This window comes from Bifidobacterium amazonense, from assembly GCF_018555435.2.
GTDB classification, from domain to species: domain Bacteria; phylum Actinomycetota; class Actinomycetes; order Actinomycetales; family Bifidobacteriaceae; genus Bifidobacterium; species Bifidobacterium amazonense.
Genome location: NZ_JAFEJT020000029.1, coordinates 17,661 through 37,311, shown reverse-complemented (window position 1 = coordinate 37,311; position 19,651 = coordinate 17,661). Strand labels below are relative to the sequence as shown.

At 61.1% G+C, this 19,651-nt stretch carries 11 protein-coding genes and 1 CRISPR repeat array (1 of these 12 running past the window's edge); of the genes, 9 read left to right on the top strand and 2 right to left on the bottom strand.

Features of this window, described 5'->3' with window-relative positions; all coding sequences use genetic code 11:
- The coding region (locus JS533_RS07920) for an Ig-like domain-containing protein (RefSeq protein ID WP_241513896.1) at window positions 1-3,730 on the bottom strand (3,730 nt) is incomplete at its 3' end.
- Between the two features lie 646 nt (window positions 3,731-4,376).
- Window positions 4,377-6,005 (bottom strand): RNA-binding domain-containing protein, encoded by a 1,629-nt coding sequence (locus tag JS533_RS07915; RefSeq protein WP_241513895.1) that lies wholly within the window; start codon window positions 6,003-6,005, stop codon window positions 4,377-4,379.
- 363 nt (window positions 6,006-6,368) lie between these two features.
- Between JS533_RS07915 and JS533_RS07910 the strand changes: the two genes are divergently transcribed.
- From JS533_RS07910 to cas2e, 9 genes are all read left to right on the top strand, one after another.
- Complete coding sequence (locus JS533_RS07910) at window positions 6,369-7,595, top strand: Fic family protein (RefSeq protein WP_241513894.1); 1,227 nt, start codon at window positions 6,369-6,371, stop codon at window positions 7,593-7,595.
- 6 nt (window positions 7,596-7,601) lie between these two features.
- Window positions 7,602-10,862, top strand: coding sequence for a CRISPR-associated helicase Cas3' (gene cas3 / locus JS533_RS07905; protein WP_241513893.1), 3,261 nt, complete (start codon window positions 7,602-7,604; stop codon window positions 10,860-10,862).
- A complete protein-coding gene (gene casA, locus JS533_RS07900; RefSeq protein WP_274619210.1) occupies window positions 10,852-12,573 on the top strand; it encodes a type I-E CRISPR-associated protein Cse1/CasA in 1,722 nt (573 codons plus the stop codon). Before cas3 ends, casA begins: the two co-directional genes overlap by 11 nt.
- A gap of 120 nt (window positions 12,574-12,693) precedes the next feature.
- Complete coding sequence (casB, locus tag JS533_RS07895) at window positions 12,694-13,296, top strand: type I-E CRISPR-associated protein Cse2/CasB (protein WP_241513891.1); 603 nt, start codon at window positions 12,694-12,696, stop codon at window positions 13,294-13,296.
- A gap of 119 nt (window positions 13,297-13,415) precedes the next feature.
- Window positions 13,416-14,636 (top strand): type I-E CRISPR-associated protein Cas7/Cse4/CasC, encoded by a 1,221-nt coding sequence (gene cas7e / locus JS533_RS07890; RefSeq protein ID WP_241513890.1) that lies wholly within the window; start codon window positions 13,416-13,418, stop codon window positions 14,634-14,636.
- A 4-nt stretch (window positions 14,637-14,640) separates the two neighbouring features.
- Window positions 14,641-15,483, top strand: a complete 843-nt coding sequence (gene cas5e / locus JS533_RS07885) for a type I-E CRISPR-associated protein Cas5/CasD (RefSeq protein ID WP_241513889.1) — start codon at window positions 14,641-14,643, stop codon at window positions 15,481-15,483.
- Window positions 15,480-16,178, top strand: coding sequence for a type I-E CRISPR-associated protein Cas6/Cse3/CasE (gene cas6e, locus JS533_RS07880; RefSeq protein WP_241513888.1), 699 nt, complete (start codon window positions 15,480-15,482; stop codon window positions 16,176-16,178). Before cas5e ends, cas6e begins: the two co-directional genes overlap by 4 nt.
- Window positions 16,175-17,287, top strand: a complete 1,113-nt coding sequence (gene cas1e / locus JS533_RS07875) for a type I-E CRISPR-associated endonuclease Cas1e (RefSeq protein WP_241513887.1) — start codon at window positions 16,175-16,177, stop codon at window positions 17,285-17,287. Before cas6e ends, cas1e begins: the two co-directional genes overlap by 4 nt.
- Window positions 17,284-17,634, top strand: a complete 351-nt coding sequence (gene cas2e / locus JS533_RS07870; protein ID WP_241513886.1) for a type I-E CRISPR-associated endoribonuclease Cas2e — start codon at window positions 17,284-17,286, stop codon at window positions 17,632-17,634. Before cas1e ends, cas2e begins: the two co-directional genes overlap by 4 nt.
- A gap of 110 nt (window positions 17,635-17,744) precedes the next feature.
- A CRISPR array of direct repeats spans window positions 17,745-19,651; the repeat unit is 29 nt; unit sequence GTTCGCTCCGCATACGCGGGGATGATCCG; it runs 318 nt beyond the window's last position.

Genomic DNA, 19,651 nt, shown 5'->3' with positions numbered 1-19,651 from the left:
TCACCGTCAACGTGACCGATGCCTTCACGCCACCCGACTCAGCCGTGATCGTCACGGTACCGGTAGCCTTCGCAGACACCACACCAGTACCCATCACCGAAGCAACAGACGAATCAGAAGAAGACCACAAAACCCGAGCCGTGGACTGCGAAGCAGCCGGCGAAACCGTAGCCTTCAGCGTCGCGGACTCACCAACCTTCAGCGACAGCTTGCCGCCGGACACCCCATCACCCGAGATCGCGATGGAGTCGACCTTCGCCACGCAGGGGCTCACGGAGCCGAGCTTGCCGTCCTGCAGCACGATGGTCGCGCCGGACGCCTTGTAGTTCTGGCCGCCGTTGTTATCCCACGTGCCGGAGCCGTTGTTGAGATCGAACTCGACCTGCTGCTCGTTCACGTCGCTGATCGTGTAGGAGACCCAGCCGTCGCACGCCTCGGTCATCTTCACGCCCGGAGCGGTGGTCCACTTGCCGTCGGCCACACGGTAGTGCAGGTACGTGGAGTCCGCACCGTACACCTTGCTCGGATAGTAGATCGTCGTGATCTTCGAGATCGGCTTCTCGCCGGTCACCGTAACGGTCACGGTCGCGCTCTTGCCGCCCGCGGTCGCGGTGACCGTCGCCGTACCGGCCTTCACGAACGTCACGAGACCGTTCTTGTCCACGGTCGCGACGGCCGTGTTCGACGACTTCCACGTGACCTTCTTGCTGGTCGCGTCGTCCGGCTTGACGGTCGCGGTCAGCTGCGCGGTCGTGTCGCCGTTCGTCAGGTCGCCGGTCAGCTTGCCATTCGACACGCCATCGCCGGAGATCGCCACGGACGTGACCTTCACGGTCGTGCCCTCGCCGGAGCCGGAATCATCCGAGCCGCCGATGCGCGCGAAGTTCACAGTGAAGTTGTCCGCATCGGACTTCTCGAAGCTGTTGTTCTCCTGCGAGCCGGCCGAATCGTCCAGATCGGCGTTGTCGTTCACCGCAAGATCGTACGGCAGCGAGTCCATGCCGGACTTGCCCATCGTGGCGACCAGCTGCACGCCGATGCCGCTCTTCGCGATCTTCGCCGCATCGGTGCCGAGCTCGCTCAGCGGAATGGACATCTCATAGTGGAAGTCCATCGTGCTCGAATTGTGGCCCTTCTCGTTGAAGTTGACCCACTTCGCGCCGGACCCGGCCTTCATGTCGCCGACCACGCGGCCGTTGTTCTCGCCGTACGCGCCGTCGATGCCGTTGACCTCGGAGCTGAGGATGCCCTGGCCGTACTTGAACACGATGCCGGACTTCTCGGTCTCGGTCTTGGCGTTCGCCGCCGGGCCGTACTGCGCGTTCGCATTCAGGCCGTCGCTGTCGCCGCCATAGATCCACGGGCCGTTCGCGCCGTTCGTGGAGATCGCGAGCACCTTGTTGAGCTTGTTCTGCCAGGTGATGCCGCTGTCCCACAGCGTGCCGCCGGTGTTCAGCTGCGCGCTCTTGCCGATGCGCGTCGAGCTGTCGCCGGTATCGAACGCGAAGAAGAACGGGACGTTCATGTTGTTGAACAGCGTGCCCTGCGTGAGCGGATAGTTGTCGTTCGGGGCGACCACGTCCTGGACGTTCGTCATCTCCCACATCAGGTACAGGTTGTCGTCGTCGTACGTGCCGTACAGCGTGTACAGGTCGATCGGGACCTCGTACATCGAGTTCGGGCGGTACACGCGCGGATCGTCGTTCGCGGCGCCCTGCGCGATGATCATCGAGCTGTCCCAGTCGTTCGTCTTGCCGTCGACCGTGATGGTCTTCTTCGTGGCGTTCGTCTTCGTCTGGTACTGGCTGGCGAGGTTCTGCGCCTCGACCTCCGTCTTCGTGTACGTATACGTGTTCTTCAGCGTCTCGCCGGTCTCCGCGTTGGTCGCGGTGACGGTGACGGTCATCTTGCCGCCGACCTTGACGGAGGAGCCGACCTCGATCGTGTCGCCGTCCTTGAACGTGCCGGAGTCGCCTTCGGACGTGGTGTACTTGGCGTTCTTCACGTTCTTCGCGTACAGCGTGACGGTGGTCGTGTCGGTGCTGAACGACTTGGATGCGGTGGCGGAGACGGACGCGACCTTGGTGGTGGAGCCGGAAGCATCGTAGTAGACGCTCACGGCATTGCCCTTCGCGGTGCCGGCCGTGATCTTGCCGCCGGAGACGGTGATCGTGCCGCCGTTGACCTGATCCTTGTATGTGCCGTCGTCCAGCGTGGTCGCCGAGCCGACGAGGCTCTGGTCGCCGCCCATGTTGGCGATCACCACGCCGTCGTTCGCGTTGTTGCCGTCGGCGACGTAACGCTCGACCATCAGGCAGGAGTTCTGGCCGTTGCAGTTGCGCAGATACTCGGCCTCGCCGTCCATCGCGTTGCGGAAGTGGTTGACCGCCACGACGGACTTGTCCTTCCACATGTCGTCGCCGGCGTCGCCCAGCTGGCTCTTCTCCGCGAACTGCGGGTTCGAGCCGCCGGAGCCGACCGGACGGTTGAAGTACAGCGGCGCGCCGGCCTGACGGGAGGCGACGAGCGCCCAGCCCATCTTGAGCTGGTAGTCGTTCAGATACGTGGACTCCTTGTCGCCGTTCGCATAGTTGTCGTGCGATTCGACCCACGTGACCAGCTGGTCGTTCTTTGCGCCACCGTTCGACAGGTTGCTCAGCGTGCCGGCGCTCAGGTTGCCGTTCTTGATCGCGGCGCGCACGGTCTGGCCGTAGCTGGACGCTGTGTTGCCGCCGCCGTCCGACGAGTACTTGGTGAACATGGCGGCGTAGCCCTTGTAGTTCAGGCTGGAGTCGCCCTGCAGCACCTCGCCGTACTGGTATTGGGCGCCGTTCTGCAGGATCGTCTCCCAATAGACCGAATGCGTGCCGAGCTCGTCCGGCAGCTCGACGTGCTTGGCCGCGTCGAAGCGGAAGCCGTCCACGCCGTCCGCGACGGCCTGGACGAGGAATTCCTTCATCTTGTTCGCGGCGGTCTGGTTCTGCGTGTTGATGTCCCACAGGCCGAGCAGATGGCACTGGGTCACCTGCCAGCGGTTGGAATAGTTGATGTTGTCGCCGTTCGCGCCGGAGCAGTTGGAACGCGAGTGGAACAGGCTCGTGTCCTTCCAGTCGGAGTCGATGGCGTTCCAGTCGGAGGTGAAGTGGTTGGCGACCACGTCGACGATGATGCGCACGCCGTACTTGTGCGCCTCGGCGGTCAGGGCTTTGAGATCGTCCTCGGTGCCGACGACGAAGTTGCCGATCTTCGTGTTCGTGGGCTGGTAGACGTAGTACCAGTTCTCGGTGAACTTCTTGCCGTTCGCGCTGTTGACCTTGATATGGCTCATCGGTTCGGTCTGCACGGAGGTGTAGCCGGCCTCGGCGATGGCGGCCATGTTCTTGCGTATGGTGTCGAACGACCACATCCACGCGTGCAGGATGGCGCCGGAATCCATGGATTCGGTCAGGCCGTACTTTTCGCGGGCCGCCTCGAAGGTGGCGTTGCCGCGCGTGTTGGCGTAGCTGTCGGTGACGCCCGTGTCGGCGCTGGCCGACATGGTGGCCACGGACATGCCGCCGAACAGCGTGGCTGCGGCGGCGATCCATGCCACGGCCTTCTTGCTGAATTTGGCAGTGATGGTGAGAGGGGAGCGGCGGTGCGGCAGCTTCTTCGGCTGCGCGTGCCGGGGGCCGCTGGTGCCGGAATGCACGGCGTCCTCCTCCGAATCCGATGGATACCCGGTATGCATGAATGCTCCTTTGCTTGTTGTGGGTTGCCGGCGATGCCAGCGTTATCATTGCGAAGGCGCAGAAAGGGCACCTACGTGGTGGATACGTTGGCATCTAGGGGATTCACTTTTCTGAGGGCAAAGCTCGACCTAAGCCCTGAACTTCTGGTTCCGGCTCATTCCGGGTGGAGCGAAGTCGTGCTCTTCGCAGCATCTTTGCTTATCTCTTACCTTCGTATGGTAAGGCAGCCTGCAAATGTTGTCAATTTGGTGAGTCGCGTTGTTGGATGAGTGGGGTTCTTGAGATGCCAACGTATCCAGTGGGTATGTGCTGCACGATTCAGTGTTTCGCTGTTTGTCGAGAGCGCTGCGGACGATGAGAAAGGCCCGCATCTCGCGGGCGTGATCCGCTCCGGAAATCAAGACTCATCGGTCCCGGAACTGAGCCGCGCGCCGCGCCCATCGCGTCATCCCTTGGACTACACGCGCATCGCGCAGGCTGACGGCCAACTGTCGTACTGATCGAATGTCGCTCGTGGCCCTCATATCAGTCCTAACGTTAGGAATATCTAACATTCCAATAAATGTTATCTAATCCTAACATTGCGGATGGTTGCTATGATGATTCGACGGCGAAACCATGTTTCCCACAAAACATGATGGCTTCTCATATGTAGTATTCGGATGCTTTGGTGCTGCCTCGATGGTGGACGAGGCCTTCCGCTTCCATGCGTTTCAGCAGTCGTAGGGTGGTGGTGTAGCTTTTGCCGTAGTGTTCGGCGATCTGCGGTCCCGATGCCGCACCACCCAAGGATCGGATGATTTGGATGATGCGATCGGATTTCGACGATGACGTGGTCCCGTTGGTTTCCCGCTTACCACTGTCGGCTAATCCGTATGTGCCGTCGCCGTGGGATGACACCATTTTCAACGTCGACAGGTCACGCAACGCCAGGGCCACGCGCTCCCGGTCAAGACTGGTCCGTCGTCCGATCTCGGTTGCGTTCAATGCCCCGTACTGGTGTAGGGTCGCGAACGTGATCAACGATTCGACCGGCAATGCGGACCCTCGCCTGGCGGTCGCGTCGTCGACCAGACGTACGAATGATTCATCTACTGCGGCGTTCCGCAGGAACAGCACGACTTCTTCGGAGGTGGATTGCGAATAGTCAGGCAGCGGGCGGCTGGAGGCGGCCGTTCTCGCGAAGATCCGATCGATGCCGCGTCCCGTCCGTTCCACGTATCCGCATCGTTTCATGACATCCGCCAATCGGGGATTCCTCGGGGTCGGTGAGACCGTGAGCAGGTTGCCGAGGTTGACGCCGCGCATGAACCCGCCGGGATTGGCCACGGTCAGACCGGTTTCGTCCAGTTGGAACCGTACCGGCATCATGATGGTATAGTCGCGGTGGCAGAACGCGTTGGCCATGATTTCACGGAACGCGCTGCCGTCATAGGCGGAGAAGTTGGCGTGCTGCGATCCGAGCATGATCTCCGTCTTCGGATTCCACGGGGTGAGGAGCTCCTCGATCCGTTTGAACATATGGACCAACGGCATGCGCAGCCGTTCGTCCACGACCGGGGACCCGTCCCGCATGACCTGGAACGTCGCCGTCGCGGTCGGCACGCGACGCACGAGCGCCTGTTTCGTGCCGATCATCACGATTCCGGCGATCGTCGGCACAACGCTGCCATCCCGCGTCTGCCGGGTCGTCAATCCCAGTGCGCCATCGAAATCGGCGTCGGACAACGACAGCATCTCATCGTCCGCATGCGTTCTCGCGATCCCCTCCCGCAACATGTCGCGGGCCCGCGGATCAAGATCCGACAGATCCCCTTCGGGCGCCGGCTGCGCGCTGTAATCGTAGCTGCCAATGGACGACAGACGGGAAACGAACTCGTACGGATACATGGTGACGACCTCGGGCTCCCCGTCCGCCTTGAGCACCCGATGAACGACCCTGCCGCTCCTCATGCAAGTCAGCTGCGAGGACTCGTCCACATCAATAGCGACCACACGAAGACCGTCAACATTGAGCACGGCGGGGCGCACCTGTACCGGGGGAACCGTGTTGTTGAAGACGTACGCCGCCAACTGGGTGATGTTCCCATGCTCACGGCTGACGCCGGTCGGCGTGCCATCATCCTCGACGCCGAGATACAACGTACCGCCGTTGGTGTTGGCGAACGCCACCACATTGGCGATGATCACCGAGTCATCGACCGGTCCAGAACGCTCGCTCTTGAACTCTACACGGAGCGACTCTCGAGAAGGAACCGGCGAAACGTCGTTCATTGATCCCAATCCTTCCATTATTCCTATCAATGATAGGAATAATCCTATCATTGATAATAAAAAAAGAGCAATGTGGCATCAACGCGGATGCTCCCCCCGTTCGTCTCCGTGCCAACGTATATAGGACATACGGTACAGTTCTACATTCCGTCGTTTGTCGAGAGACTTGCGGACGATGAGAAAGGCCTGCATCTCGCGGGCGTGATCCGATAAAGCGCTTTGGTTGCGCGACTGCCTTGCACTCGCGGGGATTGACTTGGTGGCCGGTGAAGGTCTATGATCTAGAAACTAAAGATAAAACGATAGGGTTGTATGCAAGTTTTGGACACTTATGTACATATCTGTCTCAACAAAGGAGTGATTATGACAGATGCACATGAATTGCCGCTCGTAGTCCCTCCAATGGGCCGAGCATCGCATTACTGGCTGCCCGATGATGACGCCTACATGTCCAGAACGGAGCGCAAACGGGGAACAGGCCCATACGAGTCGGCCGTTCCTCCTGCCATTGCCGGGCTGCAATTGGCCATCCCCCATGATCTGGTAGCGGATTTGGAGGAGTCCGCGAGAATGTTGGGGGAGTTGGATGCGTACGCCGCGACCAAGCTTGGCGTCAAGGACCGGGTGCTGGGCCCCATGTCATCCATCTTGTTGCGTACGGAATCGACGTCGTCCTCACAGATTGAGAATCTTACGGTGGGGGCCAAAAATCTGGCGTTGCAGGAGATCGGTGAGGGAAAGAGCAATAATGCCGCAGTCGTGGTGGGCAATGTCAGGGCCATGGAGGCTGCTCTGGCATGGTCCGAACATCTTGACGAGCAGGGGCTGCTTGCCATGCACAAGGCATTGCTGTCCGCGCAGTTCGGATGGGAGGCCTATGCCGGGCGCTTCCGCAATGAATTGGTGTGGATCGGAGGCAGCAGCCACGGTCCGGTTCATGCCAGTCATGTCGGACCGCAGCCGGAATTGGTGGAACCGGCGATTCTCGATATGCTCAAGTTCCTGCAGCGTGACGATTTGCCGGTAATCGTGCAGTGCGCCATCGCACACGCCCAGTTCGAAACGATCCATCCGTTCGCGGACGGCAACGGCAGAGTAGGCCGGGCGCTGGTCCATGCCGTGCTGCGCAACAAGGGACTGGTCCGCAACGTGACGCCGCCGGTATCCGCCGGTTTGTTGACGGATACAAGTCGATATTTCCATGCACTGCAGCAATACCGTGACGGCGATGCACGGCCGATCGCGATGTGCTTCACGTCTGCCTGTCGCTACGCGTCGGTGACGGGCATACGCCTGATCGATGCATTGGAACACCAGCTGGATGAATCCCGAGAGGCACTGCGCGGAGTGCGTGCGGGTGCCACCGCATGGAACGTGCTTCCGCTGCTTATCGAACAGCCGATCATCAATCGTGAATATCTGACCGTCAAATTGGGGCTGACACAGAAAACGGCGGACCGGGCCATCGACACGCTGACCAAGTACGGAGTGTTGACCGAAATCATGGGCGGACGCAGAAACGCCGTGTGGGCGCATCAAGGCATCCTGCAGGTGCTGGACGATTACGCCGCGCAGCTCAGAAGAAGATAAAGGACAGTGGAAAGAAATCCCTATTTCCCGAAAGGCCGACCGCCGTTGTCGGAGCGAGCGCTGTCGATCTGGGCGAAAAGCGTATACCGGGACCCTCGAGACGAACGGTACCTTCAGCTTTGGCAGCACCTGGAAGACACCGGCGAAATCGCGTCGTACGTATGGGACGAATTCGTGGCCGACGATGTTGCGGATCTGATCGCCCAAGACATTGGCGATAAAGACTCTGCCGGAATGCTATATCGGTTCGTCGCCGCGATCCACGATGTGGGCAAGGCCTCTCCGGCCTTCGTCGCGCAAGTCCCACGATTCGCTGATGCAGTACGTGCGACCGGCCTGCGCATTGATCCGTCCGTCGCCGGAGATGAGCTGCGATCACGATACCGGCACGAACTCGTGGGAAGTTGGACGGTCGAATCATGGTTGGAACGGCAGGGCCTGCGCATCGGCGACGGCACGCTGGCGCACGGCATGGCCGGCATCGTCGCCGGCCACCACGGCACGTCGTTGAACGCGGAGAAGCAGGAGCTTCGCCGTCGCTATCGGTACGGGACATTCGCCGGAAACGAGGATTGGGAGACAGTACGGTTTGAGTTGCTCGACTGGATTGCCGAGCGTACAGGCGTTCTGCCGGTGCTGCATGGCATGCGTGAACGTCCGCTGCGCAGACGCACGCAAATTCTGCTGACCGCGCTGGTCATCATCGCCGATTGGATTGCGAGTGACAGCCGCTTGTGCTCGCTGAACGAATCACCGGCGGATGAACATCGTTTTGATCCGAGACGACGTGCGGCGCGCGCATGGCGGATGCTCGCATTGCCTGAACCATGGCGCGCGTCCATGCCGACCATGTCGGCAGACGAACTGTTCTCCCGGCAATTCGACATCCCCCATGCCAAGCTCCGCCCGGTCCAGCAGGAGGCAGTACGTATGTCCAAGAACATGACCGAGCCCGGACTGATGATCATCGAGGCGAACATGGGCGAGGGCAAAACCGAGGCGGCACTGCTGTCGGCCGAAATCATCGCCGCGAAATTCCATTGCGGCGGCATCTACTATGCGCTGCCCACGCAAGCGACCGTCAACGCCATGTTCACGCGCGTGCTTGACTGGATCGGGCATCTGCCGGCCGAAGACCGCCGCATGATGACATCCCTGTTCCTGGCGCACGGCAAACGCGAACTCAACGACGAATACGAAACGCTACGTGAACGATGGTTCGACGACGGGCACGGTCTGGACGACGCGTTCCGGGATCTTCCTTCCGTCGGATCCGTGGATGATGATCCGGATCCAGCGCGGACTGGTTCGCGGGCGGATAGGTCCAGGAACGAGGCTGCGCTGCAGGCCGTGGTCAACTCGTGGCTGACCGGCCGCAAACGAGGACTTCTTTCGAATTTCGTGGTCGGCACCATCGATCAGGTGCTGATGGCGGGTTTGCGATGCAAACACGTGGTGTTGCGGCATCTGGCGTTGGCAGGCAAAGTGGTGATCCTGGACGAAATCCACTCGAACACCGCATACATGAACGTATACATGGAAACCGTGCTCGCATGGCTCGGCACATACGGAGTGCCGGTGATCATGCTTAGCGCCACCCTGCCGCAGGACAGACGCAGGGCGTTTCTCGAAGCATACCGGCAGGGCGCCAACGCGGCGGCATGCGCGGAACCGATGCCGAAACCAGCCTCTATGACGCCGGGACCACAACCGTTGAGGATGGAACACGATGGCGAGGAAGCGCTGTCTCATGTTCTCAGCCGCATACCGATGCGGCGCCGAATCGCCTCACGCTCCAACGAACCGTCCCCGGACGATGGCGGGCAGCGAAGCTCCGCAACGACGGCCGATAATCCCAGTAATCCCAGTAACACGTGCGTCGACCGGCACTCAGACGATCATGCGCATCGACAGTTGGACCTGCGATATCCGCTGATCTCAACATCAACGGCAAACGGCATCGCCGACATATCGCCCGCGTCCTCCGGACGAGCCACCGAAATCACCGTATCGATGATCTCAGACGACGATGAATCGCTGGTACGGCTGTTGCGGGACCGGCTCAAGGAAGGCGGCTGCGCCGTCGTCATCAGAAACACCGTCTCACGCGCGCAGCGAACCTACGATCTGCTGAAGCGACGGTTGAGCACGGACGTGACCCTATCCCACTCCAGATTCCTCGCATTCGACAGAGCACGCGCGGACCGTGAACTGATTCGCAGATACGGCAAGCACAGTTCGGCCGACAATCACGGCCAGCGCAACGGAGTCGTCGTCGCGACGCAGGTCGTGGAGCAATCGCTGGACGTCGACTTCGATCTGATGATCACCGACATCGCGCCGATCGACCTGATCCTGCAGCGAGCCGGCCGACTGCACCGCCATCATCGGGGAGACGGGGAATGCGAGCGTCCCCGTCCGTTACGATCCGCGCAGCTGGTCATCACCGGCATCGACGAATACTCGCCGACCAAGCCTTCGACGTTCGCCAAAGGACTGGAACATGTGTACCAGCGGTATCTGCTGATGCGCTCGCTGGCGGTGCTCCGTGTGACGCCGGCATCACCGGCCACGGTGACGATTCCGGACGATATCCCGCGTCTGGTGCAAACCGTGTATGCGGACGGCGACATCTGCCCGAAGGAATGGAGAACCGGCACTGACGGCGAGCAGGCGGCGCGCGCGGCCATGCGGTCCGTCATCGACAACAGCGAAAACGAAGCCGGCCAACTGCGGATCCTCAACCCGCAATACGCAAAGGATCCGTTCTCGCTCGACGGCTGGCTGTACACCTGCGTTCCCGATCCCGATACGCCCGGAACGTCGCGGCAGCAGCTCGTCTCGGCCGGCGTGAGGGAAAGTGATGATTCCTTCGAAGTCGTCGTGCTGCAGCAGGATGCGGACGGCAATCTTCAACTGCCGGCCTGGGGAGCGTTCGCATCGGCGGAACCGTTGCCGGCCGGCATAGGGGCGCCCGACCGTCGGCAGACGAGAGACATCCTGTCCTGCACGATCTCCCTCGGACAGTCATCATTGGCCGGAAACGACATCGACTCCGTCATCGAGACGCTCGAAGCGTCGGTGCCGGAGCAATGGCGCACCTACATGGTGCAAAACCGCGATTTGGCCGGGCAGCTACTCGTCGTACTTGACGACAAAGGACACGCCCAATACACCATTCATGATTCCAAAGCGAAAGGTGGAAGAATGAGAACACTACGCTTCCAATACTCGACGGAGAGAGGATGGGCGACGGATGCCAAGTAGCGGAACTTCCTTCAACCTTATGGACCGGCCATGGATTCCCGTCACGATGCTGTCGGACGGATCGCATAGGGAACTGTCCATCATCGAGACGTTCGAACAGGCCGGCGACATCCGCAGCATCGACGGCGACATGCCGTTGCAGCGATTTGCGTTAAGCCGTTTGCTGGTTGCGATGCTGTACGGCCGGTTCGGGCATGATCTCGACGTCGACGATTGGAAAAGCCTGTACGATTATGGGGCCGGGAACCCGTCGCTTATGCAGGCGATCCTCGAATACTGCGACGAATGGCGATACCGGTTCGACCTGTTCGACGACCGGTACCCGTTCTATCAGGTTGCGGGACTGCACACGGCCAAGCATGAGACGTCCGGACTCGAACGGCTGATCCTGGACGTGCCGAGCGGAGAACCGTTCTTCACCACGCGCATGGGTGACGGACTGCAGTCGATACGCGCCGCCGAAGCCGCGCGCTGGCTGGTGACCGTGCAGGCATACGACGCTTCGGGCATCAAATCCGGCGCGGTGGGGGATCCGCGCGTCAAAGGCGGCAAAGGATACCCGATCGGCGTGGCCTGGACCGGGCACTTGGGCGGGTACCTGGTCGAAGGAACGAACCTGTGGCAGACGCTGATGCTCAATTACGTCAGCCAGGACGTGTTCGAATCCGGAGAGGCCGCCTCCGTGCAATGGGACGATGACAAGCCCGTGTGGGAACGTGAACCGCTCACCCAGCAAGCCACGAAGGGATTCGACCAGCCTGTGGAACGAACGGGAGACACCTCGTTCTTCCATGGACCGGCCACACTGATGACATGGCAGGGCCGACGTATGCTGCTCGTCCATGACGACGAAACCGTCACCGGCGTGCTCGTATGCAACGGAGACCGTCTCAAACCGCAGAACGCCCAACACCATGAACCCATGACCGCGTGGAGACGCAGCCCCACGCAGGAGAAGGCGTTGAAACGACCCGTGGTGTACATGCCGCGCAAACATGATCCGTCGCGGGCCCTCTGGCGAGGATTGCCGCTCCTGCTGGCCACCCATGACTCAGGGAACCCGACCGGCGGCGATGACTTCATTCGTCCCTACTCGTTGAAATGGCTGTCCAAAGCCTGTCCGGAACGGTCGATTCCCGTACGGCTGCACGCATTTGGGGTCGAATACGGCAACAATGACGCCGTCATCGATGCAACCGTCGACGATACTCTTGACATCAGCCTTGTCGTCCTCACCACCGACAACCCACAGATGGGGCAGATGATCCAAGACGCCGTCGACAAAACCGATCAGGGCATCCGGGCGCTGCGCAATCTGGCGGCCAATATCGCATTGTCCGAAGGCAAACCGACCGAAGCGCCGCAGCAGCGAGCGGCGGAACTGGGCTACTCCGCATTCGACGGCGCATTCCGACAGTGGCTGCGCGGCATCGACCATGACGACAATCCGGAAACGCTCAGCAGAGATTGGTACAGCCAGGCCAGACAACTGCTGCAGCGTCTCGGTTCACACCTCGCCGGACAGGCATCGCCCAAGGCGATCGTCGGACGTGATGTGAATGTGAACGGCACCACCCAACACTACAGTGCGGCGCTCGCCGAAATATGGTTCCGTAGTCGAGTCAACGGCATCTTCAACCAGACCGCGACGGAACGCGCCAATCATCGCGACTCGGCGAATCAGAGCGACAACGACGGCACAAACGCATAACCGAAAAAATGAACAGTAAAGAAAGGAGAAAAGGACATGGCATCATCCGATGACGATGCAAGAGCCGTGACTCGGGCCAATCTGACACCATTCGGAACATGGGTCGCAAAACAAGCGCGGATGCTGGCGTCCGGCGGACGTGACGAGGCGGGAATCGGACACACAGGCTACCTGAACAACGAATCCTCCGCGACGGCCGCCATAGCCAAATTGAGGCGTGCCGTCGGGCATGAAGTGGGTGCCGATCCGGACATCTTCGACTGGACCATGCCCGGCATCGCCGATCCGACGGTCAGCGGGGATCCCGGCCGGTACGCCGACGAGCCGTCGCCGCAGGAGCGCGCGGCCCACGCGGCGATCACGTTGTTCGCGATGCATCAGCAGTCGATCCACGAAACCTCGATGCACACCGACGGCAACGTGTCGCTGGGACGTGCGGTCGGTCGCATGGCATGCGGCAACTTCAACGAAAACGGCATCAGGCGTCGATTCGACAAGCTGCAGACCGCAAACAGCTGGAAAGAACTGACCGGTCACGCGCGCAGCCTGATCAGCCTGCTCAAACGGGAGCGCATCGCGTTGAACTACGGTCTGCTGGCGCAGGATCTGCTGTCGCTGCGCGCGGACCGTACCCGCGCGAACGCCGTGCGTACCCGGTGGGGAAGGGATTTTCAAAGCGCCTACCGGCGAGCGCAAGCCGAAGACCAACGAACCGACGACTAGCGGTTGCCATCGGGACATGAGGCGAACCGGATCCGGACAGGTCCCACGTTGACACGAAACATTCCAATCACATCAGCCACCATCACCTACCATCACCTACCATCAGCAAAGGAACCATCATGACGACCACTGACAAGGCGAACCGTACCATCGTCGAGATCCACGTGTTGGAAACCACCGCCGCGGGCAATCTGAACCGCGACGATACCGGAAGCCCCAAAACCCAGGAATACGGCGGCTTTACCCGCGCCCGCGTGTCCAGCCAGGCGTGGAAACGGCCCACGCGTGAGGCATTCAAAGAACTGCTGGACCCCAAGGATCTGGGCGTGCGTACCAAGCGTGTCGTGGAACTGTTGCGCAACCGCATCCTGGCTCGTGCTCCGCAGACGGATGAGGAACTTGCCGTGAACCTCGCCGAAAGCATCCTGCGCGACGGAGCCGGCATCAAACTGGACAAGCCGCGCGCCAAAAAAGACGCCACGGCCGACGACGAGCTGCAGCAGTCGAAGTACCTGCTGTTTCTTGGCAACCGCCAGTACGATTATCTCGCTGATGTTGCGGTGGAGGCCTTGACGCAGGATGATCCGGTCAAGTTCGTGAAATCCGAGAAGAAGCGCATCAAGCAGATCGTCGCGGACGACCGGTCCGTCGACGTGGCGATGTTCGGTCGCATGGTCGCCGACGACACCGACCTGAACGTGGATGCCGCCGTGCAGGTGGCGCATGCCGTCAGCGTGCACGCGGTCGACTCCGAATCGGACTTCTTCACCGCGGTCGACGACATCAGGCGGGAGAGCGACGATTCCGGCGATTCCGGCGCGGCCATGGTCGGGCAGATCGAATTCAATGCGGCAACCTACTACCGATACGCGAACGTGGATGTCAACCGGTTGAACGATACATTGGGCGACGTCAACGCAACGGCCAAGGCGGTCGCGGCATTCGTGAAAGCGTTCCTGATCAGCATGCCGAAAGGCAAGATCAACACGTTCGCGCAGGGCACCCTGCCCGATCTGGTGGTGGTGAACGTGCGTGACACGCAGGCGGTGAATCTGGTCGGCGCGTTCGAGAAGCCGGTCGAACCCGACTACGTGCGGCATGCCACCGAGGCGTTGGTGCGGCGGCAGAAGGAGTTCGATGAGGCATACGACATCACGCCGGTGCATACGTGGGTGGTGCGTGTCGGGGATGCGACGGAAGCCGCGGAAGGGACCGACGGACTGGTCGAACAGCGCTCCACCATGCGGCAGCTGCTCGACGGGCTCGAAACGATCGTGACGCAGCGGCTGAACTCGGTATCGGATTCGGCATCGGATTCGGCATCGGACTCGGTGGAGTGACGCCATGCCGGTACTTTTGATACGTTTGGCGGCACCATTGCAGTCATGGGGCGCCAGCAGCCGCTTTACACGACGGGAAACCGAACCGATGCCTACGAAAAGCGGCGTCATCGGGATGATCGCCGCCGCTTTGGGCATCGGACGTGAGGAATCCCTCGAACGATTCGCCGGACTCCGGTTCGGCGTGCGCATCGATCAGCCCGGAACCGTGATGCGCGACTTCCACACGGCCGAAGACCTGAAAAACGAGCGACCGGGCGGCAAACGGCAGATGCTGCCACTATCGATCCGGTACTATCTGCAGGATGCCGTGTTCCTCGTCGGGCTGGAAAGTCCGGACGGCGACGAACTCGAACGATACCGGTCCGCGTTGGCCGCGCCGCACTATCAGCTTTTTCTCGGACGCCGATCCTGCCCGCCGGACGGTCCGATCCGGACCTGGATATCACAGGAGCCGCTGGAAGACGCGTTGCGTCATATGCCATGGTGTGCGGCGGAATGGTATCAGAGGAAAGCCCTGCGGGATGCCTCGCTGTTCCCGGAGCGATGCTTCGCGCAGATCATCGTGGAACCGTTGGCTGATGAAACAGGCAAAGATGGGACCGGATTCGTAGATGCGATCAATGACGAACCGGTCAGTTTCGATCCGCGGGGACGACGGTGGCAGGCAAGACGGGTGAAACGACTGGCCGAAGGCATGCGTCCGGCGCCGACGGTCAAAACGTCACCGGTCCCGCCAACGAACCAGGGCGCCGGCAGCGTCGAACCGGCGGGGACGGATCCCATCGCTTCGAGCGATGACATCATCTTCAACACCATCGCGAACGCAACGGAGGAACAGTCATGACGCAATTCACCAGAATCACGGTGGATCCGCGCAACCGCCACGCACGTTGGGCGATGATGTCGCTGGAACGGCTGCACGCAATCGTGGCCAGGTCCGTGGAAAGCGGGAATGGGCGCTCCGACGACACCCGCGCATTGTGGCGTCTGGATCCGGGACGCAACGGAGAAGCCGGTCGTCTGTATATCGTTTCGCAAGCCGCTCCGGATCGGGCCATACTGTGCGAGGAATTCGGCATGGGACGCGAGTCCTCGGGATACGCGACATGCGACTATGAACCGTTCCTCAATCGACTGGCGATCGGGCAGGAATGGGGATTCCGGCTCAAGGCGAATCCCACGAAATCCATCCCCTCCGGCAAACCCGGCGTGCGGGGCAAACGAGTCGGCGTGGTGACCGTCGAAGAGCAGATCGCATGGCTTGGGGCGCGCGCCCGGGAATACGGGTTCCACATGCCGATCAATCGCTTGGAATTGCCGGAAATCGTTGTGAGGGACTCTCGGAAGGTACGGTTCGACAGACAAGGCTCCGAAGTCACGCTTGCGTCCGCGACTTATGACGGGGTGCTCGCCGTAGACGATCCGGAACTGCTGCGCCGGGCGCTGACGCAAGGCATCGGCAGAGCCAAGGGCTATGGGTTCGGATTGCTGACGCTGGTGCCCATACGTGGCGATTCGGTTCCGAAAGAGTCGCGATGAGCGGCTTCGCCGGCATACGACCGCCTTCGCTGACCTCGCTGGTGCGCATGCAGGATCGGATGACGTTCCTGTATGCGGAGCACTGCGTGGTCAGTCGCGCCGACAATGCGGTGACGATCACCGATTCGCGGGGAACGGTACATGTTCCGGCAGCGGCGCTAAGCGTGCTGATGCTGGGACCCGGCAGCAACATCACCTATGCGGCCGTCTGCCTGCTGGGAGAATCCCGAGCGACCTGCATATGGGTGGGGGAGCGCGGCGTGCGATACTACTGCCATGGGGCGTCGCTGGCGCAATCCACGCGACTGCTTGAAGCACAGGCGAAACTCGTGTCTTCCGAACGGACCCGCGTGAAAGTCGCCCGGCGCATGTACGCGATGCGATTCCCCAACGAGCCTACCGACGGACTGACCATGCAGCAGCTATTGGGCAAGGAAGGAACCCGGGTCCGTCGGGCGTACGAGCGCGAATCATTGCGTACGGGAGTGCCTTGGTCCGGCAGATCCTACAAGGTCGACGACTTCGACGATGCCGACGATGTGAACCGCGCTCTGTCCGCGGCGAACACCTCACTGTATGGCGTAGTGCATGCAGTGATCGTGGCTTTAGGGTGTTCGCCGGGGCTCGGTTTTGTCCATGCGCGCAACGAACGCAGTTTCGTGTACGACATCGCGGATTTGTACAAGGCGGAGATCACCATACCGCTGGCGTTTGATCTGGTGGCGATGCAGATTGCGGATATATCGGCCGCGGCTCGACGAGGTATGCGAGATCGTATGAAAGACGGCAAATTCCTACGCCGTTGCGTGAAAGACATACGATCATTGCTGCTGACCGAGGACGAGTTGGCGGCTGAGCCGTTGGAGGTTCAGGACGTTACCACGCAGCTGTGGTCCGGAGCAAGCGGATATACGGATGCGGGGCGGAACCATTCATCGGATCCGGATGGCGGGTCGGTCGCATCGAATCGGAGTATGGCGGCGGATGCCTCGAACCTTCTTGCGGAAGGACTCGTCGAAGAACCTGTTGACGAGTTCGGATGGATCGATGAAGATGGTGACGCCTCGACGTGGACCGTACGTGACGAATATCGGGGAGCTGCCACATGATAGTCGTGGTGCTGACGGTGTCTCCGCCGAAATTGCGCGGGCATTTGACCAGATGGCTGCTCGAGATTTCGCCCGGCGTATATGTTGGCAAGGTTTCCGCCCGGGTCCGGGACTTGTTATGGGATCAAATTGTGGAGCACATCGGAATCGGTCGGGCAACCATGGTCTATCCATCGGATAACGAACAGGGCATGGCATTCCGAGTACACGGACAAGAATGGCATCCGGTCGATTACGATGGCCTTACGCTGATCATGCGGCCGAACAGCAATCAGGAACAACGACGAAAGGGAGCCAGCAAAACCGGATGGAGCAACGCTTCACGATATCGCAAATACGGCAGATGAGCGGCATTCGTACTGAAACAGTTCAGCCGCAGGCCACTCGACGATGCATCACTGCGCCAATCCAATTTTTCCGCTTCCCCGTGCGCGCCATTTCCGCATAAAATCAGACTGTCCGCTCCGCATACGCGGGGATGATCCGTTCACTTCCTCCGTTTCGACAACAGACAAGAAGTCCGCTCCGCATACGCGGGGATGATCCGCATCGTTGGCGGTGGTGTCAATGAGGTCAGTGGTCCGCTCCGCATACGCGGGGATGATCCGTCATGCGTCACAGGGTTGACCGACTTGTTGTAGTCCGCTCCGCATACGCGGGGATGATCCGTTCTTATGGTCGAGTTTCATCGTTCCCTCCTGGTCCGCTCCGCATACGCGGGGATGATCCGCTCCCGGCGGGCGTGCAGACGGCGGCGTCCACGTCCGCTCCGCATACGCGGGGATGATCCGGTTTTATCATGGATACCATCGTTGAAATTGACGTCCGCTCCGCATACGCGGGGATGATCCGTGCTTGGATATGAAAATACCGCCGCCCCGGATGTCCGCTCCGCATACGCGGGGATGATCCGCGCCCGACCATGCCATAGCCACCGCACGCCGTGTCCGCTCCGCATACGCGGGGATGATCCGCGCTCGGCAGTCTGGTGCATCTGGTGACGATCGTCCGCTCCGCATACGCGGGGATGATCCGGATGGAGCGAATAATGGTCAGCGCACAAATCCGTCCGCTCCGCATACGCGGGGATGATCCGAAACACGCGCGCGGTTTCCGCGATAGGTGCCGGTCCGCTCCGCATACGCGGGGATGATCCGCGCGGTGGCCGTGGCCGCATCAGCCGAGGCCAGTCCGCTCCGCATACGCGGGGATGATCCGGCATGTTCGACCAAACCGGAAGCCTCGGAACCGTCCGCTCCGCATACGCGGGGATGATCCGGAAAGAACACCATGGCCGAAACGATCTCGTTTGTTCGCTCCGCATACGCGGGGATGATCCGCGCCGATCGGCACCGACAACGCCGGGCCGACCGTTCGCTCCGCATACGCGGGGATGATCCGGAGCTCCAGCAGCAGCTCACCAGCGAGCAGTCGTTCGCTCCGCATACGCGGGGATGATCCGCCTACTACCTGACACCAGCAAGCCCACACACAGTTCGCTCCGCATACGCGGGGATGATCCGTGCCAATGGTCGATGATCTGCTGGTAGCGTTCGTTCGCTCCGCATACGCGGGGATGATCCGGCGAGCACGAGCCGCGTGCTGCGTGTCAGCGGGTTCGCTCCGCATACGCGGGGATGATCCGCCCGGGCGTGTAAACGCCTTAAAGCCTACTACGTTCGCTCCGCATACGCGGGGATGATCCGTCGGCGATTTTCCCAGATCGTCGACTCCCTGAGTTCGCTCCGCATACGCGGGGATGATCCGCGTTGGTGGACCCGAGCGTGATCGACTACTCGGTTCGCTCCGCATACGCGGGGATGATCCGTCGGCGCGCAGGCTCTCATCGTCCACCAAGGTGTTCGCTCCGCATACGCGGGGATGATCCGACGCTCAACGTCGGTCCAATCGTCCGAATCATGTTCGCTCCGCATACGCGGGGATGATCCGGTCGCGAACGAGAGCATCAGCGTGACCCGTTTGTTCGCTCCGCATACGCGGGGATGATCCATCGTACGTGGTCACGTTCACGGTGCCGGACGAGTTCGCTCCGCATACGCGGGGATGATCCGGCATCATCAACGGCATCACCGGCAGCATCGGCGTTCGCTCCGCATACGCGGGGATGATCCGGCAATCACGACAGATCGAATCAGGCTCCAGTCGTTCGCTCCGCATACGCGGGGATGATCCGATGCGTTCTTCTGCGCGCATGGTTTTCTTGGGGTTCGCTCCGCATACGCGGGGATGATCCGGCGGGTTCTCGGCTTTCCCGAGGTACGGCTTGGTTCGCTCCGCATACGCGGGGATGATCCGGAGCTCCCATGAGCGACGCGATACCCTACCAGGTTCGCTCCGCATACG

What these genes read in the sequence shown, in the direction of transcription:
- cas1e (WP_241513887.1), top strand. Translation starts at nt 16,175, where the DNA reads ATGAGCGGCTTCGCCGGCATACGACCGCCTTCGCTGACCTCGCTGGTG.
- JS533_RS07910 (WP_241513894.1), top strand. Translation starts at nt 6,369, where the DNA reads ATGACAGATGCACATGAATTGCCGCTCGTAGTCCCTCCAATGGGCCGA.
- JS533_RS07915 (WP_241513895.1), bottom strand. Translation starts at nt 6,005, where the DNA reads ATGAACGACGTTTCGCCGGTTCCTTCTCGAGAGTCGCTCCGTGTAGAG.
- cas6e (WP_241513888.1), top strand. Translation starts at nt 15,480, where the DNA reads ATGACGCAATTCACCAGAATCACGGTGGATCCGCGCAACCGCCACGCA.
- casA (WP_274619210.1), top strand. Translation starts at nt 10,852, where the DNA reads ATGCCAAGTAGCGGAACTTCCTTCAACCTTATGGACCGGCCATGGATT.
- cas2e (WP_241513886.1), top strand. Translation starts at nt 17,284, where the DNA reads ATGATAGTCGTGGTGCTGACGGTGTCTCCGCCGAAATTGCGCGGGCAT.
- casB (WP_241513891.1), top strand. Translation starts at nt 12,694, where the DNA reads ATGCTGGCGTCCGGCGGACGTGACGAGGCGGGAATCGGACACACAGGC.
- cas5e (WP_241513889.1), top strand. Translation starts at nt 14,641, where the DNA reads ATGCCGGTACTTTTGATACGTTTGGCGGCACCATTGCAGTCATGGGGC.
- cas7e (WP_241513890.1), top strand. Translation starts at nt 13,416, where the DNA reads ATGACGACCACTGACAAGGCGAACCGTACCATCGTCGAGATCCACGTG.